This is a genomic window from Kitasatospora sp. NPDC085879 (genome assembly GCF_040686255.1).
Lineage (GTDB): Bacteria > Actinomycetota > Actinomycetes > Streptomycetales > Streptomycetaceae > Kitasatospora.
Map to the genome: position 1 here is coordinate 1 of NZ_JBFBJZ010000025.1, position 16741 is coordinate 16741.

13 protein-coding genes are annotated in these 16741 nt (G+C 74.1%); 10 read left to right on the top strand and 3 right to left on the bottom strand.

All coding sequences use genetic code 11. From position 1 onward, the window contains the following. Window positions 1-185: 185 nt before the first annotated feature. Window positions 186-827, bottom strand: coding sequence for a TetR family transcriptional regulator (locus tag AB0P35_RS20145; protein WP_095874360.1), 642 nt, complete (start codon window positions 825-827; stop codon window positions 186-188). Between the two features lie 415 nt (window positions 828-1242). On the opposite strand from AB0P35_RS20145, the gene AB0P35_RS20150 reads away from it, so the two are divergent. Continuing rightward, window positions 1243-3522 carry a serine/threonine-protein kinase gene (locus AB0P35_RS20150; protein WP_363512326.1) on the top strand — a complete coding sequence of 760 codons (2280 nt, stop codon included), beginning with the start codon at window positions 1243-1245 and terminating at the stop codon, window positions 3520-3522. A gap of 22 nt (window positions 3523-3544) precedes the next feature. On the opposite strand, the gene galE is transcribed toward AB0P35_RS20150, so the two are convergent. Beyond that, complete coding sequence (galE, locus tag AB0P35_RS20155) at window positions 3545-4519, bottom strand: UDP-glucose 4-epimerase GalE (RefSeq protein ID WP_363512328.1); 975 nt, start codon at window positions 4517-4519, stop codon at window positions 3545-3547. A gap of 152 nt (window positions 4520-4671) precedes the next feature. Between galE and AB0P35_RS20160 the strand changes: the two genes are divergently transcribed. The 3 genes from AB0P35_RS20160 (at window position 4672) to AB0P35_RS20170 (ending at window position 10566) form a co-directional block, all read left to right on the top strand. Beyond that, complete coding sequence (locus tag AB0P35_RS20160; protein ID WP_363512331.1) at window positions 4672-6309, top strand: glycosyltransferase family 2 protein; 1638 nt, start codon at window positions 4672-4674, stop codon at window positions 6307-6309. Between the two features lie 193 nt (window positions 6310-6502). After that, window positions 6503-9427 (top strand): bifunctional glycosyltransferase family 2 protein/CDP-glycerol:glycerophosphate glycerophosphotransferase, encoded by a 2925-nt coding sequence (locus AB0P35_RS20165; protein ID WP_363512333.1) that lies wholly within the window; start codon window positions 6503-6505, stop codon window positions 9425-9427. Next, window positions 9424-10566 carry a glycosyltransferase gene (locus AB0P35_RS20170; RefSeq protein ID WP_257019157.1) on the top strand — a complete coding sequence of 381 codons (1143 nt, stop codon included), beginning with the start codon at window positions 9424-9426 and terminating at the stop codon, window positions 10564-10566. Before AB0P35_RS20165 ends, AB0P35_RS20170 begins: the two co-directional genes overlap by 4 nt. 296 nt (window positions 10567-10862) lie before the next feature. Here the strand turns inward: AB0P35_RS20170 and AB0P35_RS20175 are convergent, their stop codons facing one another. Beyond that, a complete protein-coding gene (locus AB0P35_RS20175) occupies window positions 10863-12050 on the bottom strand; it encodes a sensor domain-containing protein (RefSeq protein ID WP_363512335.1) in 1188 nt (395 codons plus the stop codon). A 339-nt stretch (window positions 12051-12389) separates the two neighbouring features. On the opposite strand from AB0P35_RS20175, the gene AB0P35_RS20180 reads away from it, so the two are divergent. The 6 genes from AB0P35_RS20180 to AB0P35_RS20205 all read left to right on the top strand — a co-directional run bounded on the left by AB0P35_RS20180 (window position 12390) and on the right by AB0P35_RS20205 (window position 16737). Beyond that, complete coding sequence (locus tag AB0P35_RS20180; RefSeq protein ID WP_095874366.1) at window positions 12390-12797, top strand: NADH-quinone oxidoreductase subunit A; 408 nt, start codon at window positions 12390-12392, stop codon at window positions 12795-12797. Beyond that, entirely contained in the window at window positions 12788-13411 is a 624-nt protein-coding gene (locus tag AB0P35_RS20185) for an NADH-quinone oxidoreductase subunit B family protein (RefSeq protein WP_363512337.1), read from the top strand. The genes AB0P35_RS20180 and AB0P35_RS20185 overlap by 10 nt, the downstream gene beginning before the upstream one ends. A 110-nt stretch (window positions 13412-13521) precedes the next feature. Beyond that, the gene (locus AB0P35_RS20190) at window positions 13522-14550 is read left to right on the top strand and encodes an NADH-quinone oxidoreductase subunit C (protein ID WP_363512449.1); all 1029 of its coding nucleotides are present in this window, start codon (window positions 13522-13524) and stop codon (window positions 14548-14550) included. Further along, window positions 14547-15506: an NADH-quinone oxidoreductase subunit NuoH gene (gene nuoH, locus AB0P35_RS20195; RefSeq protein ID WP_095874368.1), complete on the top strand. Its 960-nt coding sequence runs from the start codon at window positions 14547-14549 to the stop codon at window positions 15504-15506. The genes AB0P35_RS20190 and nuoH overlap by 4 nt, the downstream gene beginning before the upstream one ends. Next, window positions 15506-16057, top strand: a complete 552-nt coding sequence (locus AB0P35_RS20200; protein ID WP_363512339.1) for an NADH-quinone oxidoreductase subunit I — start codon at window positions 15506-15508, stop codon at window positions 16055-16057. The genes nuoH and AB0P35_RS20200 overlap by 1 nt, the downstream gene beginning before the upstream one ends. Further along, entirely contained in the window at window positions 16054-16737 is a 684-nt protein-coding gene (locus tag AB0P35_RS20205) for an NADH-quinone oxidoreductase subunit J (RefSeq protein ID WP_363512341.1), read from the top strand. The genes AB0P35_RS20200 and AB0P35_RS20205 overlap by 4 nt, the downstream gene beginning before the upstream one ends. Window positions 16738-16741 lie beyond the last annotated feature (4 nt).

A 16741-nucleotide genomic window follows, 5' to 3' on the forward strand; every position in this document is an offset into this window, starting at 1 on the left:
CCGCCGGTGGGGGGGGGCCCACCACCGGGGGGGGGCGCCGGAATCCGTGGATTCCGGCGCCCCACTGCTGCTCGGGCACGTCACGGTGCGTCGGCGAACCTCCCCCGAGGACACGGCCGCCGCCCGCCACGCCCCGGACAGGAGGCCGGGGCGCACGTGCGATGTGGACGATGTGGTGGAACGGCCTACTTCGGCGGCTTCTTGCCCGCGACGCCCATGTAGACCTGAAGAGCGAGGTTGGGCCTGAGGTCCTTGACCTTCACGCCCCAGGAGGTGAAGGCCTTCTGGTGTTCGGCCGCGGACGCGAGCAGGGAGACCAGCGAGCCCGCCACAGCGGCCGGGTCGATCGTCTTGTCGGTCTTGCCCTGGTTCGTTCGAACGGCCTCGGTGAGCGGAGCGACCACCGAGTTGAGTACCTTCATCCGGATCTTGAAGAACCGTTTGTCCCCCTCGGCAGCACCGAGAGTGACCACGCGAAGAATGGCATCGTTCTTGCGCCAGAAGGTGAGGAAACCGTCCACCAGTTCTTCCGAAGTGGTGGCGCCGGTCTTTCCTGCCCAGGACTTTCCTTCGACGAGCTCTTTGAGCCCGCCGCTGTCCTCGGCCATTTCCTCTGCGATCTCGAGGACAGCGCCCTCGACATCCGGGAAGTACTGGTAGAAGGTCGCGGGGGAGGTACCCGCCATACGGGCGACGTCGATGACCTTGACGTCCCGGTAAGGCGACGTGCTGAGCATCTCGCGGAGGCAGTCGAGCAGCTTCTGCCGCGTCTCCTGTCCGCGTCGCCCGGCGACGCGACCGTCGACGGTGCGAACTTGTCCTGTCATGCCGTCAGCTTACCGTGGCACGATCTTGGCGCGATTCGGTGATGCGACAATTAGGCCGCTCGTGGTGGTAATGGAGGGCTCGGACGGATATTCAGCGCTCCCGTTGTAGCCCCCCCGTGCACTGATGACCCCACAGCGTGACGGCCGGTCTGCTGAGGGGTGGTCGGATGACAGGCAGTGATCGCCGGAAGCGGTCGGCGGTCGGCCCGGCCGGGGTCGCGAGCGGGTCGCGTCGGGTCGCGTTCGGGCCCCGCCCCGGCGGCGCCGGGCGCGTATTCGGGGACCGGACGCGGCTCGTCCGGAACGGCCCGCCCGCGCGCCGCGGGCGGGGGAGATTGGCTCCCGGGGGGCAGGCATTGGAGAATCGGGTGCGCACCCCGGACGGGGGGCGGCACAACGGGGAGGTGGCAGCTCAGTGGACCAGCTGACGGCGCACGATCCGAGGCGGATCGGGCCCTTCGAGGTGCTGGGACGGCTCGGCGCTGGCGGGATGGGCCTGGTCTACCTGGCGCGCTCCGCATCGGGCCGGCGGGTCGCCATCAAGACCGTGCGCACCGAGCTGGCCGAGGACGACCTGTTCAGGGTCCGCTTCGCCCGCGAGATCGCCGCGGCCAAGACGGTCGGCGGCTTCTACACCGCCGCCGTGGTCGACGCCGACGCCGATGCCCGGGTGCCCTGGCTCGCCACCGCGTACGTGCCGGCGCCCTCGCTGGAGGACCTGGTCAACCACTGCGGCCCGCTCCCGGTGGACGCGGTGCGCTGGCTGGTCGCCGGCATCGCCGAGGCGCTCCAGTCGATCCACGCGGCCGGCCTGGTCCACCGCGACCTCAAGCCGTCCAACGTCCTGGTGGTCGAGGACGGCCCCCGGGTGATCGACTTCGGCATCGCGGCCGGCGTCTCGCACACCCGGCTCACGATGACCAACGTCGCCGTCGGCACCCCGGCCTACATGTCGCCCGAGCAGGCCCGTGACAGCCGCAGCGTCACCGGGGCCAGCGACGTCTTCTCGCTCGGCTCGCTGCTGGTCTTCTGTGCCACCGGCCACCCGCCGTACCGCGGCGCCAACCCGGTCGAGACGGTCTTCCAGCTGCTGCGCGATCAGCCGGACCTCTCCGGGCTGCCGCTCGAGCTGGTCGACCTCGTCCGGGCCTGCATGCGGCCCGCGCCGGAGCACCGGCCGACACCCGCGCAGATCCAGGCCGAGCTCGCCCCGCACCTGTTCTCCCGCGACGACGCCCTCGGCGACGCCGGGGACTGGCTGCCGAACAGCGGCCTGGAGCTGATCGAGCAGAAGCGCGGCCGCCGCCCGGTCGCGGCCCCGGTCGCCCAGCCGCCCGCACCGCCCGTCGTGCCGCCGCAGCCGGCCGCGCCTCCCGCGGACAGCCGGGGCAGCGGCTCGCTCGGCGGCGAGGCCGCCACCGAGCGGATCGCGCCCCGCCGCAGGCCCGCCGGGGAGGAGGAGGTCCGGCTCTCCGGCGGCCCCGTCCGGATAGGGCCGGGCCCGCGGGCCGACCTGTCCGCGGCCGGGCAGCCCGTCGCCGGGCCGGCCGCGCCCGCCGCCACGGACTGGGTGCGCCGCGCCGCGGTGCCGCCGCCCGCACCGGCGCCCCGCTGGCGGCCCTGGCGGTTCCGGATGTCCAACGACGTCTGGGGCACCCCGGTGGTCGCCGACGGCACGCTCTTCGTCTCCAGCTTCGAGGTGCACGCCCTGGACATCGCCTCCGGCGAGCGCCGCTGGAAGACCCGCGACGTCGCCTGGGCACTCGCGGTGGCCGACGGCCGGGTGCACGCCGCCGACGGCCCGCACCTCTACACGGTGGACGTCGCCGACGGCACCGAGCGCTGGCGCAACTCCCTCGACGGCTGGGTCTACTCGCTGGACGCCGCCGACGGGGTGCTCTGCTGCGGCATCAGGGGCGGCGGCGTCCAGCTGCGTTCGGCCGCCAACGGCGCGGAGCTGTGGCGCGCCGACGACGCCCAGCAGGACTACGAGAACCCGCAGTCCGGCCCCGCCCTGATCGGCGGCGCCGCCTACTACTACGGCGGCGGACGGCTGCGCTGCGTCGACCCGCGCGGCGGCGGGCTGCGCTGGTCCTTCCCGGTCGGCGAGGACGTGCCCTCCCGCCCGGTCGAGCGCAGCGGTGTGCTCTACGTCACCTCGGGCTCCCGGGTGCACGCCCTGGACGCCGCGACCGGCGCCGAACGCTGGCGCTTCGACGCGCCCGTGGTGCTCTTCACCCCGCCCGCGCTGGACGCCGGCGCCGCGTACGTCGCCGACTACCTCGGCACGCTCTACGCCGTCGACCTCGCCACGGGGCGGGAGCGCTGGCGCGGGCGGACGGGCAGCCGGCAGGGCGCCGAGCCGGCGGTGGTCGCGGACAACGCGGTGCTGCTCGGCTCGGGGGAGACCCTGTACGCCTTCGACACCGCGACCGGGCGGGAGCGCTGGCGGTACGCCGCCCGCGGCGAGATCGTCGGGTCCCCGGCCGTCGCCGACGGCCTGGTCCACCTCGGCAGCCGGGACCACTCGCTGCACACCATCGACCTCGCCACCGGTCGGCTCCGCTGGGAGCTCGGCACCAAGGGCGAGCTCACCGGCTCGCCGGTGGCCGTCGCCGGCCGGGTGTTCGCGGGCAGCAAGGACCGCTGCGTGTACGCACTGGACTCCTACTACGGCACCGCGGTGCCGCAGTAGGAGCAGCCGGGGGAGCGGCCCGTCACAGCCCGGGGTGGCGGGCCCGCCAGCCCGCCCAGGCGGACTCGATCATCTCCTCGACGCCGTGCCGGGCCGACCAGTCGAGCTCCTTGCGGATGAGGTCGGCCGCGGCCACCACCCGGGCCGGGTCGCCCGGGCGGCGCGGGGTGACCTCGGGCTCCACCGCGCGGCCGGTGATCCGGGCGATCGCGTCCAGCATGCCGCGGACGGAGACGCCCTCGCCGCGGCCGATGTTCAGGGTGAGGCTGACCGGCTCCCCGGCCGTGTCCAGCCGGCGGACGGCCGCCAGGTGCGCGGCCGCCACGTCCTCCACGTGGATGTAGTCGCGCACGCAGGTGCCGTCCGGTGTCGGGTAGTCGTCGCCGAAGACCAGCGGCGGCAGGCCGTCGGTGAGCCGCTGGAAGACCATCGGCACCAGGTTGGTCACCCCGTCGTCGGCCAGCTCGGGGGAGGCCGAGCCGGCCACGTTGAAGTACCGCAGCGAGACCGTCGACAGGCCGTAGGCCTTCGCCGCCGCGGCGAGCAGCCACTCGCCGACCAGCTTGGTCTCGCCGTACGGGTTGATCGGCGCGCACGGGGTGGCCTCGGTCACCAGGTCGGTGTCCGGCATCCCGTAGACCGCGGCCGACGAGGAGAACAGCACCTTGCGGACGCCGCCCGCGACGGCCGCGTCCAGCACCGTCCGCAGGCCCTCGACGTTCTCCCGGTAGTAGAGCAGCGGCTCCGCCACGGACTCGCCGACCTGCTTCTTGGCCGCGATGTGCAGCACCCCGGTGACGCCGTGCTCGGCGATCGCGCCGTCCAGCAGGTCCCGGTCGAGGGTGGAGCCGACCACCAGCGGTACCCCGGCGGGCAGCCGGCCGGCCGAACCCGAGCTCAGGTCGTCCAGGACGACGACCCGCTCACCGGCCTCCGCCAGCTGCCGCACGACATGTCCGCCGATGTAGCCGGCGCCGCCCGTGATCAACCAAGTCATGCCCGAGATCCTATGCGGCACCCGTTCGAAGCCGCGGTGATCGGCGGCCCGTGCGCGTCGGGCGTGTTCGAGTCGAGTTGTCCGACACCCCGATAAGTACGGTCCGGTACGATCGCAGGCGGTTATCGTCAGCGGGAGGAGCAGGTCGCGGGATGACCGCCAGCACTCCCGGCACGGCGCCCACCGCGTCACCCCAGGTCAGCGTCGTGGTGATCGTCTTCGACGATGCCGCGCACATCACCGACGCGGTGCGTTCGGCGCTCGCCCAGGGGGACTCCGTCGCCGAGGTGATCGTGGTCGACGACGCCTCCACCGATGCCACACCCGAACGCCTGACCAGGCTCGCCGCCGCCGACCCGCGCGTGAGAGTGATCACGCGCACCGAGAACAGCGGCGGCTGCGGCACCCCCCGCAACCAGGGCCTGGCCGCCGCCCGCTCGTCCTACGTCATGCTGCTCGACAGCGACGACGTGCTCGCCCCCGACGCCGTCCGGACCCTGCTGGAGACCGCCGTCGCCGAGCAGGCCGAGGTGGTCGCCGGGGTCTGCGTGCGCCGCGAACTGCCGGCCGGCACCGACACCCCCTGGCAGCGCGACCTCTTCCCCGCGGCCGGCGCCCCGCCCCGCCGCTACGAGGGCATCGGCGAGCGGCCCGAGTTCCTCCGCGACACCCTCTGCGTCAACAAGCTCTACCAGCGGGACTTCCTGGACAAGCACCAGGTGCGGTTCGCCGAGGGCCCGGTGCACTACGAGGACTTCGTCTTCACCGCCCGGCTCTACGCGGCCCGCCCCCGGCTGGTGGCGGTCGGCGACACCGTCTACCTGTGGCACGTCCGCCGGGAGGCCGGCCGCCAGTCGATCTCGCTCCGCCGCGACGAGGTCCGCAACTGGCAGGACCGGGTGGACGCGCACGCCGACGCGGTGCGGATCCTCGCCGAGGCCGGCGAACCGGCCCTCGCGGACGCCGCCCGCACCAAGTTCATCGACCACGACCTGCGGATGTACATCCGCGAGCTGCGGCAGAAGCCGGCCGCCTACCGCGCCGCCTGGTGGGCGATCGCCCGCACCCACCTCGCCGGCTTCGGACCCGCCCCGCTGCTCGGCGCCACCCCCGCCGGCCGCTGGCTGAGCGAGCTGCTGCTGGCCCGCCCCGAACCGGTCGACGGCAGCGACCTGGCCCGCGCCTGCGAGCTCGCCGCCGCCCCGCCCCGGCTCGCCCCGCCCTACCTCACCGACGACGACGGCCGGCCCGTCCTGGTCGACGGCGTGCCGCTCACCGGCCTCGACGCCCTGCGCCCGGCCCGGCTGCCGCTCGCCGTCGACGGCACCGTCCGGCTCGGCCCGGTCTGCACCGTCCGGCTGCGGCTGCACGACCCGTACGGGCTGGCCTCCGCCGCCCGCCCGGTCGGGGCGTACCTGGAGCTGCGCACCCGGCTCGGCCCGCCGCTGGTCGTCCGCCGCCCGCTGGAGCTCGCCCCGCACCCCGACGGCGGCTGGACCGCGGAGACCGCCGTGGACGCCTTCGAACTGCGCGACGTCGGCGAGATGACCGCCTGGTCGCTCCAGGTCCGGCTGGACTTCGAGAACGGCGACCGCGCCGTCACCGCCGTCCGCGCGCCCGGCCTCGGCAAGCGGCACGCGGTCGTTCACAAGCCGCTGCTGCGGCTCGCCCTCGTGCAGGCGTACGGGACCACCAACGGGGAGCTCGGGATGCGCGTCGCCGACGGCGTGCGCGGCGGCTGGGAGGTCGTCCGGGCCCGGCTGCGGCGGGTGCTGGCCCGACTCGGCTGAGGACGAACGGCCCGCCCGGGCCGGGGCGCACCGCCGCCGGGAGGGCGCCCGCGGAACGGGCACTCCCCGCGCGGTGGGAGAATTCATCCGATTCCCATGATGCCGTGGCTCAATCGGCAGAGCCGCCGCGGCAGCGTCGGAGACCCTCAGCACGCACCCTCACGCACCACCCGACGACAAGGACCCCCGCTCCATGCCCTCCAGTCAGGCGCAGCCGCTGGTCAGCGTCATCGTGATCGTCTACAACGACGCCGCCCGGCTGCCCCGGGCGGTGGCCTCCGCCCTCGGGCAGTCGCTGCGCGGCCTGGAGGTGCTGATCGTCGACGACTGCTCGACCGACGACAGCTTCGCCGTGGCCCGGCGGCTGGAGCAGGAGAACCCGGGCCGCGTGCGGGCCCTGCGACTGCCGGCCAACAGCGGCGGCTGCGGCGCCCCGCGCAACCACGGCGTCGCCGAGGCCCGCGGCGAGTACGTGATGTTCCTCGACAGCGACGACGAGCTCGCCGAGCACGCCGCCCGCAACCTGTACGAGGCGGGCACCCGCACCGGCGCCGACCTGGTCTCCGGGCTCAGCGTGCGGCGCTTCCTCGGCAGCCGGCACGGCAAGACCGACGCCTGGTACCCGTGGATCTACTCGCGCACCCGCACCCTGGACTCGATCGCGGAGCTGCCCGACCTGCTGGTCTGGGACACCCTGTCCACCAACAAGGCCTACCGCCGGACCTTCCTCGCCGAACACGCGCTGACCTTCCCGGTCGGCATCCTCTACGAGGACCTGCTCTTCTCCTCGCAGGCGTACCTCGCCGCCGAGCGGATCACCCTGATCCCCAACCGGGTCTACTGGTGGGACGTCGCCCCGCCGAGCAAGGGCGAGCGCTCGCTCTCCAACCGCCGGCACGAGATCCGCAACTTCACCGACCGGCTGGAGATCCACCGCCGGATCGACGCGATGCTCGCCGAGCGCGGCATGGCCGAGCTCAGGTACCGCAAGGACGTCAAGTTCCTCAAGCACGACCTGGTGCTGCACCTGCGCGACCTGCCCTTCCTGCCGGAGGACTTCCGCAAGGAGTTCGCCGAGCACGCCCGCGGCTACCTGGCCGGCCTGGCCCCCGAGGCGTACGAGGAGGTCGGCAGCCCGCAGCGGATCTGCGCCTACCTGCTCGAGCAGGGCGACTGGGACAACCTGCTGCCCGCCGTCGACACCCTGATCAACCGGGACAAGCTCGCCGCCCCGCTCACCGAGCAGGACGGCCGGGTGTACTTCTGCGCCGAGCACCTCGACGACCCCGAGGGCCGCACGGTGCTCGACGTCACGGCGCACGGCTACCACGCGGCCCCGCTGCGCAAGCTCTTCCTGCGCAACCGGCTCACGCACTGCGCGGCCGGCCCGCAGGGCGTCGAGCTGGCCGGCCGGATCGTCAACCCGCTGGGCCGGATCCCGGCCGACGCCAAGCTCGCCGCCCGGCTGGACTTCACGCCGCGCCGCAAGGGCCTGAAGTCGTTCTCCTTCCCCGTCGCCGAGGTCCGGCACGACGGTGACGGCATCAGCTGGCGGGCCGGCGCCGACCTCGCCCGGAAGCTGCGGCCGCTCGGCGTGCTCGACGCGGTCTGGGACGTCCGCTGCGTGCTGACCGCCAACGGCGAGCGCACCACCACCAGGCTCACCGTCGGCGACCTCGACCTCGCGGCGGCCGGCTCCGCCCCGGTGCGGCCCCGGCTGACCCGGCTCACCGGCGACCGGCTCACCCCGCACGCCACCGCCCGCGGCCACCTGGCCTTCGAGCTGACCGCCGAGGGCGCCGCCGCCCGGCGCGGCACCGACCTCGTCGAGCGGGCGCTGCGCGGCGAGGCCTCGGCGCTCGCCAACACGGCCGCCGACCGGGCCCGGCGCACCGTCCGCGGTGCGCTGCAACTGCGGCGCACCCTCAACAGCGGCGACACCAAGCTGAAGGTCTACCACCGGCTGCTGCAGCGGATGCCCGTGGTCAAGGGCCAGGTGGTCTTCGAGAGCCAGCAGGGCCGGCAGTTCAGCGACAGCCCGCGCGCGGTGTACGAGGAGCTGGTGCGCCGCGGCGCGCCGATGAAGCCCGTCTGGTCGTACGCCAAGTCGACCGAAGGCTTCCCGTCCGGCGCGAAGCTGGTGCGCCGCTGGTCGTGGCCGTACCTGCGGGCCCTGGCGCAGGCCGAGTTCTGGGTCGACAACCAGGGCTTCCCGTACCGGCTGCGCAAGCGCCCGGAGACCACCTACATCCAGACCTGGCACGGCTCGGCGCTGAAGAAGATGGGCTTCGACCTGGCCTCGCTGAAGCGGCAGACGCCCGTCCAGCAGGCCGAGTTCCTGGCCGGGCTGAACCGCTTCGACCACTTCGTGGTCCGCTCCGAGCACGACGTGCGCACCCTGGCGCCCGCCTACCGGATCGGCGAGGAGCGGCTGCTGCGGGCCGGCTACCCGCGCAACGACGTGCTGCTGCGCGAGGACGCCGGCAAGGACCGGCAGCTGGCCGGCGAGCTCGGCATCGACCTGTCCAAGCCGGTGGTGCTGTACGCGCCGACCTTCCGCGCGGACGCCCGCGGCACGGTGCGCGCCTTCGAGCTGCCCTTCGACGTCGAGCAGTTCGCCGAGCGGTTCGGCGACCGGATGACGCTGCTGGTGCGCTGCCACTACCTGAACCGGGTGGTGCTGCCGCCGTCCGTCCGGGGCCGGGTGGTGGACGTCTCCGAGGTGCAGGACGTCACCCCGCTGTACCTGCTGGCGGACGCGCTGATCACCGACTACTCGTCCCTGATGTTCGACTACGCGCTGCTCGACCGGCCGATGCTGTTCTTCGCGTACGACTGGGAGGAGTACGCCGAGGACGTCCGCGGCACCTACTTCGACCTGCTGCGCGAGGCCCCGGGCCCGGTGCTGCGGGACGCCGGGGAGCTGTACGCGGCGCTGGACGACCTGGAGGCCGGCGGCAAGGAGTACGCCGACCGGCGGCGGGAGTTCGCCGAGGCGTACGGCGAGTACGACCGGGGCGACGCCGCGGCCCGGATCGCCGACCTGATGTTCGGCCCGGCGGGCCGCGGCGGGCAGCAGGACGGCCAGGACCAGCAGGAGCAGGAGGCCGGCCGGTGAGCCGCGACATCTTCATCGTCAGCAACAGCGTCGACGAGCTGGGCGGCGTCGCCAGCTGGTCGCACCGGATGGCCGAGCTGCTGACCGGCCGCGGCCACCGGGTCGAACTGATCGGCATCTGCCCGGCCGTGCTGCACAAGGACTTCGGCGACGGCCTGCCGTACGGCATGACCACCCTGTACGACGCCCAGCCGCCGGCCGCCTGGACGCCCGCCTACCCGTGGCAGCGGCTGGACGTCGCCGCCCGGCGGCGGCAGGCCGCCCGCGCGGCCGGGATGCGGGAGGCCGCCGAGCGGATGAGCGCGATGTTCCGCGCCGCCCGCCCGGGCGCCGTGGTGATCGTCACCCAGGTGTGGGCGATGGAGTGGGTGGCGCTCGCCGACCTGAAGGGCCTTCAGGTCGTCGGCATGAGCCACGAGTCCTTCGACACCTGCCGCGCCTCCTCCCGCTTCGCCCGGGTGCAGCGCCACTACGCGGACGTGGACCGCCTGGTGGTGCTCACCGAGGAGGACGCGGACGCCTGGATCCGGCAGGGCATGAACTCCACCTGCGGCATCCCCAACCCGCTGCCCTTCCCGGTGCCCGAGGCGGTGGCCCCGGCCGAGCGCACGGTGGTCTCGATCGGCCGGCTCGCCCAGGAGAAGGGCGTCGACCTGCTGCTGGAGACCTGGGCCGAGGCCGTCCGCGGCCGCGAGGGCTGGCGGCTGAAGATCTACGGCCTGGGCGAGGAGGAGGACGCGCTGCGCGCCCAGTGCACCGAGCTGGGTCTGGACGGCTCGGTCGAGTTCTGCGGCCGGACGGACGACGTGCCGGGGGCGCTCTCCGGCGCCGGGGTCTTCGTGCTCTCCTCGCGCGGCGAGGGCTTCCCGATCTCGCTCATGGAGGCGATGGCCTGCGGCGTCCCCTGCGTGGCCTTCGACTGCGCGCCGGGCGTGCACGAGATCGTCCGGGACGGCGAGGACGGGCTGCTCGCCCCGGTCGGCAACACCTCCGCGCTGGCCCGCCAGCTCGGCCGGCTGATGGACGACCGGGAGCTGCGCGACACCATGGGGGAGCGGGCCAGGGAGGCGATCGTCCGGTACGCGCCGGACCGGGTGCTCGACCGCTGGGAGGAGCTGTTCGCCCTGCTGGAGGCGTGAGCCCGGCAGTCGCGAAGTCTCCGGGCGTGCCGTGACGGCGATTCGGACATACAGCTGAAATGCTGACAAAGTCGGCCTGTCCATCGCGCCCGCGCACAGCCTCGGGAGGAGCCCCGGTGCGCCCCAAGAAAGAACCCACCCGCCCGTCCCCGGCCGGCCCTCGCCCCACCGGGCCGAGGCTCCGGGTGCCGTCCGGCGGCTGACCCCCGCCACCGAGGCCGGGCCCGGCGGCCGCACCGCGCAAGGGAGGCGGCCGCCGGGCCCTCCAACGCCCGCAGCCGCCGGACGGAGGCGGGTCAGACCCGGGCGGCCCGGGTACGCCAGGGCAGCTCGACCGTCACCGAGGTCGGGCCGCCGGCCGGGCTCTCCACCAGGAACACCCCGTCCACCGCGCCCACCCGCTCGGTCAGCCCCGCCAGGCCGGTGCCCCGCAGCGGGTCGGCGCCGCCCCGGCCGTCGTCCCGCACCGTCAGCATCAGCCGGTCGCCCGAACGCCAGACGTCCACCGTCGCCGTCCGGGCACCGGCGTGCTTGGAGACATTGGTCAGCAGCTCGCTGACCGTGAAGTAGGCGATCCCCTCCACCGCCGCGTCCGGCCGCTCGGAGCCCTTCAGGTCGACGTTGACCTTCACCCCTCCGGGCACGGTGCAGCGGGCCGCCACGGACGAGAGCGCCGCGTCCAGGCCCCGGTCGGTGAGCACCGCCGGGTGGATGCCCCGGGCGAGGTTCCGCAGCTCCTGCAGGGCGATCTTCACCTCGCCGTGCGCCGCGTCCACCATCCGCGCGGCACCGGCCACGTCCTCCGGTGTCCGGCTCTCGTACAGGTGCTCCTTGGCCAGGCCCAGGTCCATGGCGAGGGCCACCAGCCGCGCCTGCGCGCCGTCGTGCAGGTCCCGCTCGATCCGGCGCAGGTCCGCCGCCGCGGTGTCGACCACCGCGCCGCGGTCCTCCTCCAGCTCCCGCACCCGCTCGGTCAGCGCGTTCGGGCAGAGCAGGGCGCCCACCAGCATCCGCTCGACCGCCGCCAGACCGCGCATCGCCCACGGCAGCACCGGCCAGCCCACCACCACCAGCACCAGCGTGAGGGTGAAGCCGATGATCCCCCAGGGCAGCAGCAGCACCCCGTACAGCACCGAGCGCCAGCTCAGCCCGTCCGTCAGGCAAGCCACCACCCAGCCCGCCACCCCCGGCCGGACGGGCGTCAGCGGGCCCGCCTCCGGCACCTCCGAGCCCAGCGCGGCGCGGGCCCGCCGCCGGGCCAGCGCCCCCAACCACCGGCCGCCCGCCAGGCCGACCGCCAGCAACGGCAGGCCGAGCACCGTCACCGCCAGGCCCAGGCCGACGCTCAGCGTCACCACGGTGAAGACGAACCCGGCGATGCCCAGCGGCAGGTTGAGCAGCATGTGCTGCACCTGCAGCCACAGCTGCCGCCCGTACAGGGAGGGCCGGGCCGCCTTCTCCCCGCGGTCGACCTGGTCCTTCATGCGTGCACCGCCCTCCCGACGGACCTCGTCCCCGTCGCCGACCAGCGAGTGGGCGCCCCTGCGGCACCCCGACACCCGCTGCCCGACCAGCATCGCCGGTCGCGGCAGCCCGCCGCCATGGGGTTGGACGCCCTCCCCGGACGGGGGTTATCCCCACCCCCGGGGCTGGCGGGACACCCGGGGCCGCCGGGGCCGGTGTCCAGCATGCGTCTTGCGGATCGGGCGGGTTCAGGAGTAGACGAGCAGTGCACTTAGACTCACGCCTGAGCAATGGTTATGGGCGCGTAAAGAGATCGGATCCCGCCGCCCGGCGGGTCCGGCCGATGTGGAGGCGAACGCATGAAGGGGCAGCTGGCTGCTGCCGGCGCTGCCGCGGGCAGCGGCTACTTCGACGCGTACGCGGCGGTGGGGCTGCTCGCCGTCGTCGGCGTGCTGTTCGTCGCGGTGTCGTTCACCGCCAACCGGCTGCTGCGGCCGGTGGTGTACTCGCCGGAGAAGCTGCTGGCGTACGAGTGCGGAGTGGACCCGGTCGGTGAGGGGTGGGCGCACACCCACATCCGGTACTACGTCTATGCCTTCCTTTACGTGATCTTCGCGGTCGACGCGATCTACCTCTTCCCGTGGGCGACGGTCTTCGCCGCCGCGGGCTACGGGGCGGCGACGCTGGTGGAGATGTTCGTCTTCATCGGCTTCCTCGCGGTCGGACTGCTCTACGCCTGGAAGAAGGGCGTTCTGGAATGGACGTGACCCACGCCCACGCGCACGGCGGCGACGGCCCCGTGCCGCTCGGCATCCCCGACCCGGCCCGCCCCGGCGCCGTCGAACCGCGCCGGCTGGGCCCGCTGGCCCGGCTCGCGCCGGACCCGGTCAAGGTGGTCCTCAACTGGGGCCGCCGCTACAGCCTCTGGTGCTTCAACTTCGGCCTCGCCTGCTGCGCGATCGAGTTCATCGCCGCGTCGATGGCCAAGCACGACTTCATCCGGATGGGAGTCATCCCGTTCGCGCCCGGCCCCCGCCAGGCCGACCTGATGATCGTCTCCGGCACCGTCACCGACAAGATGGCCCCGGCCGTCAAGCGTCTGTACGAGCAGATGCCGGAGCCGAAGTACGTGATCTCCTTCGGCGCCTGCTCCAACTCCGGCGGCCCGTACTGGGACTCCTACTCCGTCACCAAGGGCGTGGACCAGATCATCCCGGTCGACGTCTACGTGCCGGGCTGCCCGCCGCGGCCCGAGGCACTGCTCCAGGGCATCCTCAAGCTCCAGGAGAAGATCGCCGCCGAATCGCTCCCGCAGCGCTACGCTGCGCCCGCCGCCGCGCTCCGCCGCGGACTGGTCGCCGGACCGGAGGGCGCGAAGTGACCACCCCCGAGCAGCCGGGCACCGAGCCGGTGCCGGGCGCCGAGTCCGTGCCCGAGGCCGCCGCGCAGCCTGCCGCCGAGCCGACCCCGGCCGAGCGGACGGCCGCCGCGATCGGCCCCTGGGCCACCGCCGCCGAGGCCTACGACCTGCTGACGGTCGACGTCCCGGCCGAGCACTGGATCGAGGCGCTCACCGCCGCCCGCGACGGCCTCGGCCTCAGCTACTTCGACTGGCTGAGCGCCGTCGACGAACTCGCCGAGGGCTTCTCCGTCGCCGCCCACCTCGCCGACATCGCCACCCCCGGCGCCGTCCGCCATCTGCTGGTGCGCACCCGGGTGCCGCGCGAGAAGGCCGCCCTGCCCACCGCCGTCGGCGTGTACGCCGGCGCGGGCTGGCACGAGCGGGAGACCCACGAGATGTTCGGCATCGACTTCGCCGACCACCCGCACCTGGTCACCCTGCTGCTGCCGGACGGCTTCGAGGGCCACCCGCTGCGCAAGGACTTCGTGCTCGCCGCCCGGGTCGCCAAGGCCTGGCCGGGCGCCAAGGAGCCCGGCGAGTCCGACCACGGCGACGGCCCGGCGCGGCGCAAGATGCAGCCCCCCGGCGTGCCCGACCCCAACGAGTGGGGCCCGCTCAAGGGCACCCTGCCCCCCGTCGCCGAGCGCCCGGCCCGTGCCGCGCGCACCCCGCGGGCGGCCGGAGCGGGACCGCGGGCCGCGGCTGCTGCGGCCGGCGCCGGACCCGGTGCGGCTGCTGCGGCCGGGGCCGAGGGCGCTCCCGTCCGGGCCGACCGGCCCCGGCGGACCCGTTCGATCAGCGAGGGCTCGGTCAGCCAGGCCGCCGCCCCGGCGGCCCCCGCCGAGCCCGGCACCCCGGTCGAGCCCCCCGAGGAGCGGCCGCGCCGCACCGCCCGGACGCAGTCCTCGGACGCCCCCTGGCACGCACCCGTCCCGGCCCACGACGAAACCCCGGCCCAGCCCGAGCCCGCCGCTCCCGCGGAGCCGGCGAAGCCGGAACCGGCCGAGCCCGCCGCGAAGCCCGAACCCGCGGCAGAACCCGCGGCGCCCGCCGAGCCCGCGGCCCCGCAGGACCCCGACAGCCCGCAGACCCCCGGCCAGGACGGAGACGGAGCGTGAACCTCCTCGACACGCTGCTGCGCTGCGTCGCCACCCTGGTGGTCTTCCTGGTGCTGCCGCTGGTGATCGGCCAGACCGAGCACAAGGTGATGGCGCACATGCAGGGCCGCCTCGGCCCGATGTACGCCGGCGGCTTCCACGGCTGGGCGCAGCTGGTCGCCGACGGCGTCAAGTTCGCGCAGAAGGAGGACGTCGTCCCGGCCGGTGCCGACCGGCGGATCTTCCAGCTGGCGCCCGCCGTCGCGCTGCTGCCGTACCTGCTGGTGCTGCTGGCGATCCCGATCGGCCCGGGCGGCTTCGTCGGCCAGGCGATCGACGCCGGCATCTTCTTCGTGCTCGCCGTCATGGGCATCGGCGTGCTCGGCTCGCTGATGGCCGGGTGGGCTTCCGCCAACAAGTTCTCGCTGCTCGGTGGTCTGCGCACGGCCGCCCAGCTGATGTCGTACGAGCTGCCGATGCTGCTCGCGGCCGCCTCGGTGGCGATGGCCGCCGGCACGGTGGCGCTGCCCGGGATCGTGGACGCCTTCCACTGGTGGTGGATCCCGTGGCAGGCGATCGGCGCGTTCGTCTTCTTCACCGCGGGTCTCGCCGAGCTCCAGCGGCCGCCGTTCGACATGCCGATCGCCGACTCGGAGATCATCTTCGGTGCGTACACCGAGTACACCGGTCTGCGCTTCGCGCTGTTCCTGCTCTCCGAGTACGCGGGCATCGTGGTGGTCGCCGGCCTGACCACGGTGCTCTTCCTCGGCGGCTGGCACGGCCCGTTCTCGGACTCGCTCGGCTGGCTGTGGACCCTGCTCAAGACCTTCGCGCTGGCCTTCGTGGTGATCTGGCTCCGGGTCACCTACCCGCGGCTGCGCGAGGACCAGCTGATGCGCTTCGCGTGGACGGTGCTCATCCCGCTCGCGCTCGTCCAGCTGGCCCTCACCGGCATCGTCAAGGTGGCGATCTCCTGATGGCTCTGAACATCCCCGGCACCGGCCTGGCCAAGGGCCTGGCCGTCACCCTGCGGACCATGACGCGCAAGAGCGTCACCGCGCAGTACCCCGAGGTGCAGCCCGTGCTGCCGCCGCGCTCCCGCGGCGTCATCGCGCTGCTGGAGGAGAACTGCACGGTCTGCATGCTCTGCGCCCGCGAGTGCCCCGACTGGTGCATCTACATCGACTCCCACAAGGAGACGCTGCCCGCCGCCGACCCGAACGCCCGCGCCCGCACCCGCAACGTGCTCGACCGCTTCGCGATCGACTTCTCGCTCTGCATGTACTGCGGCATCTGCATCGAGGTCTGCCCCTTCGACGCGCTGTTCTGGTCGCCGGAGTTCGAGTACGCGGAGACCGACATCCTGGAGCTCACCCACGAGCGGGAGCGGCTGCGCGAGTGGATGTGGACGGTGCCCGCACCGCCCGCCCTCGACCCGGGCGCCGAGGAGCCCAAGGAGATCGCGACCGCCCGCAAGGCGGCCGAGAAGCTGGCCGCCGCGGCCGCCCAGGAGGGTGAGGACGCATGAGCACGCTGCTCGCCGCCACCGGCTCGCTGGAGCCCGCCGCCCGGTCCTTCCTCTCCCCGACCGGGGTGGAGATCGTCTTCCTGCTCGTCGGCCTGGCCGTGCTCGGCGCGGCCGTCGTCTCGGTGACCACCAAGCAGCTGGTGCACGCCGCGCTCTGGCTGGTCGTCGCGCTCGGCGGCCTCGCCGTGGAGTTCCTGCTGCTCACCGCCGAGTTCATCGCCTGGGTGCAGGTGCTGATCTACCTCGGCTCGGTGGTCGTCCTGGTGCTGTTCGGCCTGATGCTGACCCGGGCGCCGATCGGCCGCTCGCCGGACGCCGACTCCGGCAACCGCTGGGCCGCGCTGCTGGTGGCGCTGGCCGCCGCCGGCACCCTGGTGACCCTGGTCACCGACGCCTTCCGCAGCAGCTGGATCGACCTCACGGCGGGCGGCGGTTCCACCCGCGCCACCGGCGAGTACCTGTTCCGCCACTGGGTGCTGCCCTTCGAGGCGCTGTCGGTGCTGCTGCTGGCCGCCCTCGTCGGCGCGATCGTGCTCTCCCGCAGCACCTCCGGCACGCTGCCCCGGCCGCGCGCCGGCAAGCTGCGCGCCGGCAAACCCATCGGCAGCCAGGCGCGGCCCGCCCGGCCCGCCCAGCCCGTTCCGCCGACCGCCCCGACCGCCCCCGCGCAGGAGCGCTGACGCC

What these genes read in the sequence shown, in the direction of transcription:
- AB0P35_RS20145 (WP_095874360.1), bottom strand. Translation starts at nt 827, where the DNA reads ATGACAGGACAAGTTCGCACCGTCGACGGTCGCGTCGCCGGGCGACGC.
- AB0P35_RS20180 (WP_095874366.1), top strand. Translation starts at nt 12,390, where the DNA reads ATGAAGGGGCAGCTGGCTGCTGCCGGCGCTGCCGCGGGCAGCGGCTAC.
- AB0P35_RS20160 (WP_363512331.1), top strand. Translation starts at nt 4,672, where the DNA reads ATGACCGCCAGCACTCCCGGCACGGCGCCCACCGCGTCACCCCAGGTC.
- AB0P35_RS20200 (WP_363512339.1), top strand. Translation starts at nt 15,506, where the DNA reads ATGGCTCTGAACATCCCCGGCACCGGCCTGGCCAAGGGCCTGGCCGTC.
- AB0P35_RS20185 (WP_363512337.1), top strand. Translation starts at nt 12,788, where the DNA reads ATGGACGTGACCCACGCCCACGCGCACGGCGGCGACGGCCCCGTGCCG.
- AB0P35_RS20175 (WP_363512335.1), bottom strand. Translation starts at nt 12,050, where the DNA reads ATGAAGGACCAGGTCGACCGCGGGGAGAAGGCGGCCCGGCCCTCCCTG.
- AB0P35_RS20205 (WP_363512341.1), top strand. Translation starts at nt 16,054, where the DNA reads ATGAGCACGCTGCTCGCCGCCACCGGCTCGCTGGAGCCCGCCGCCCGG.
- AB0P35_RS20165 (WP_363512333.1), top strand. Translation starts at nt 6,503, where the DNA reads ATGCCCTCCAGTCAGGCGCAGCCGCTGGTCAGCGTCATCGTGATCGTC.
- galE (WP_363512328.1), bottom strand. Translation starts at nt 4,519, where the DNA reads ATGACTTGGTTGATCACGGGCGGCGCCGGCTACATCGGCGGACATGTC.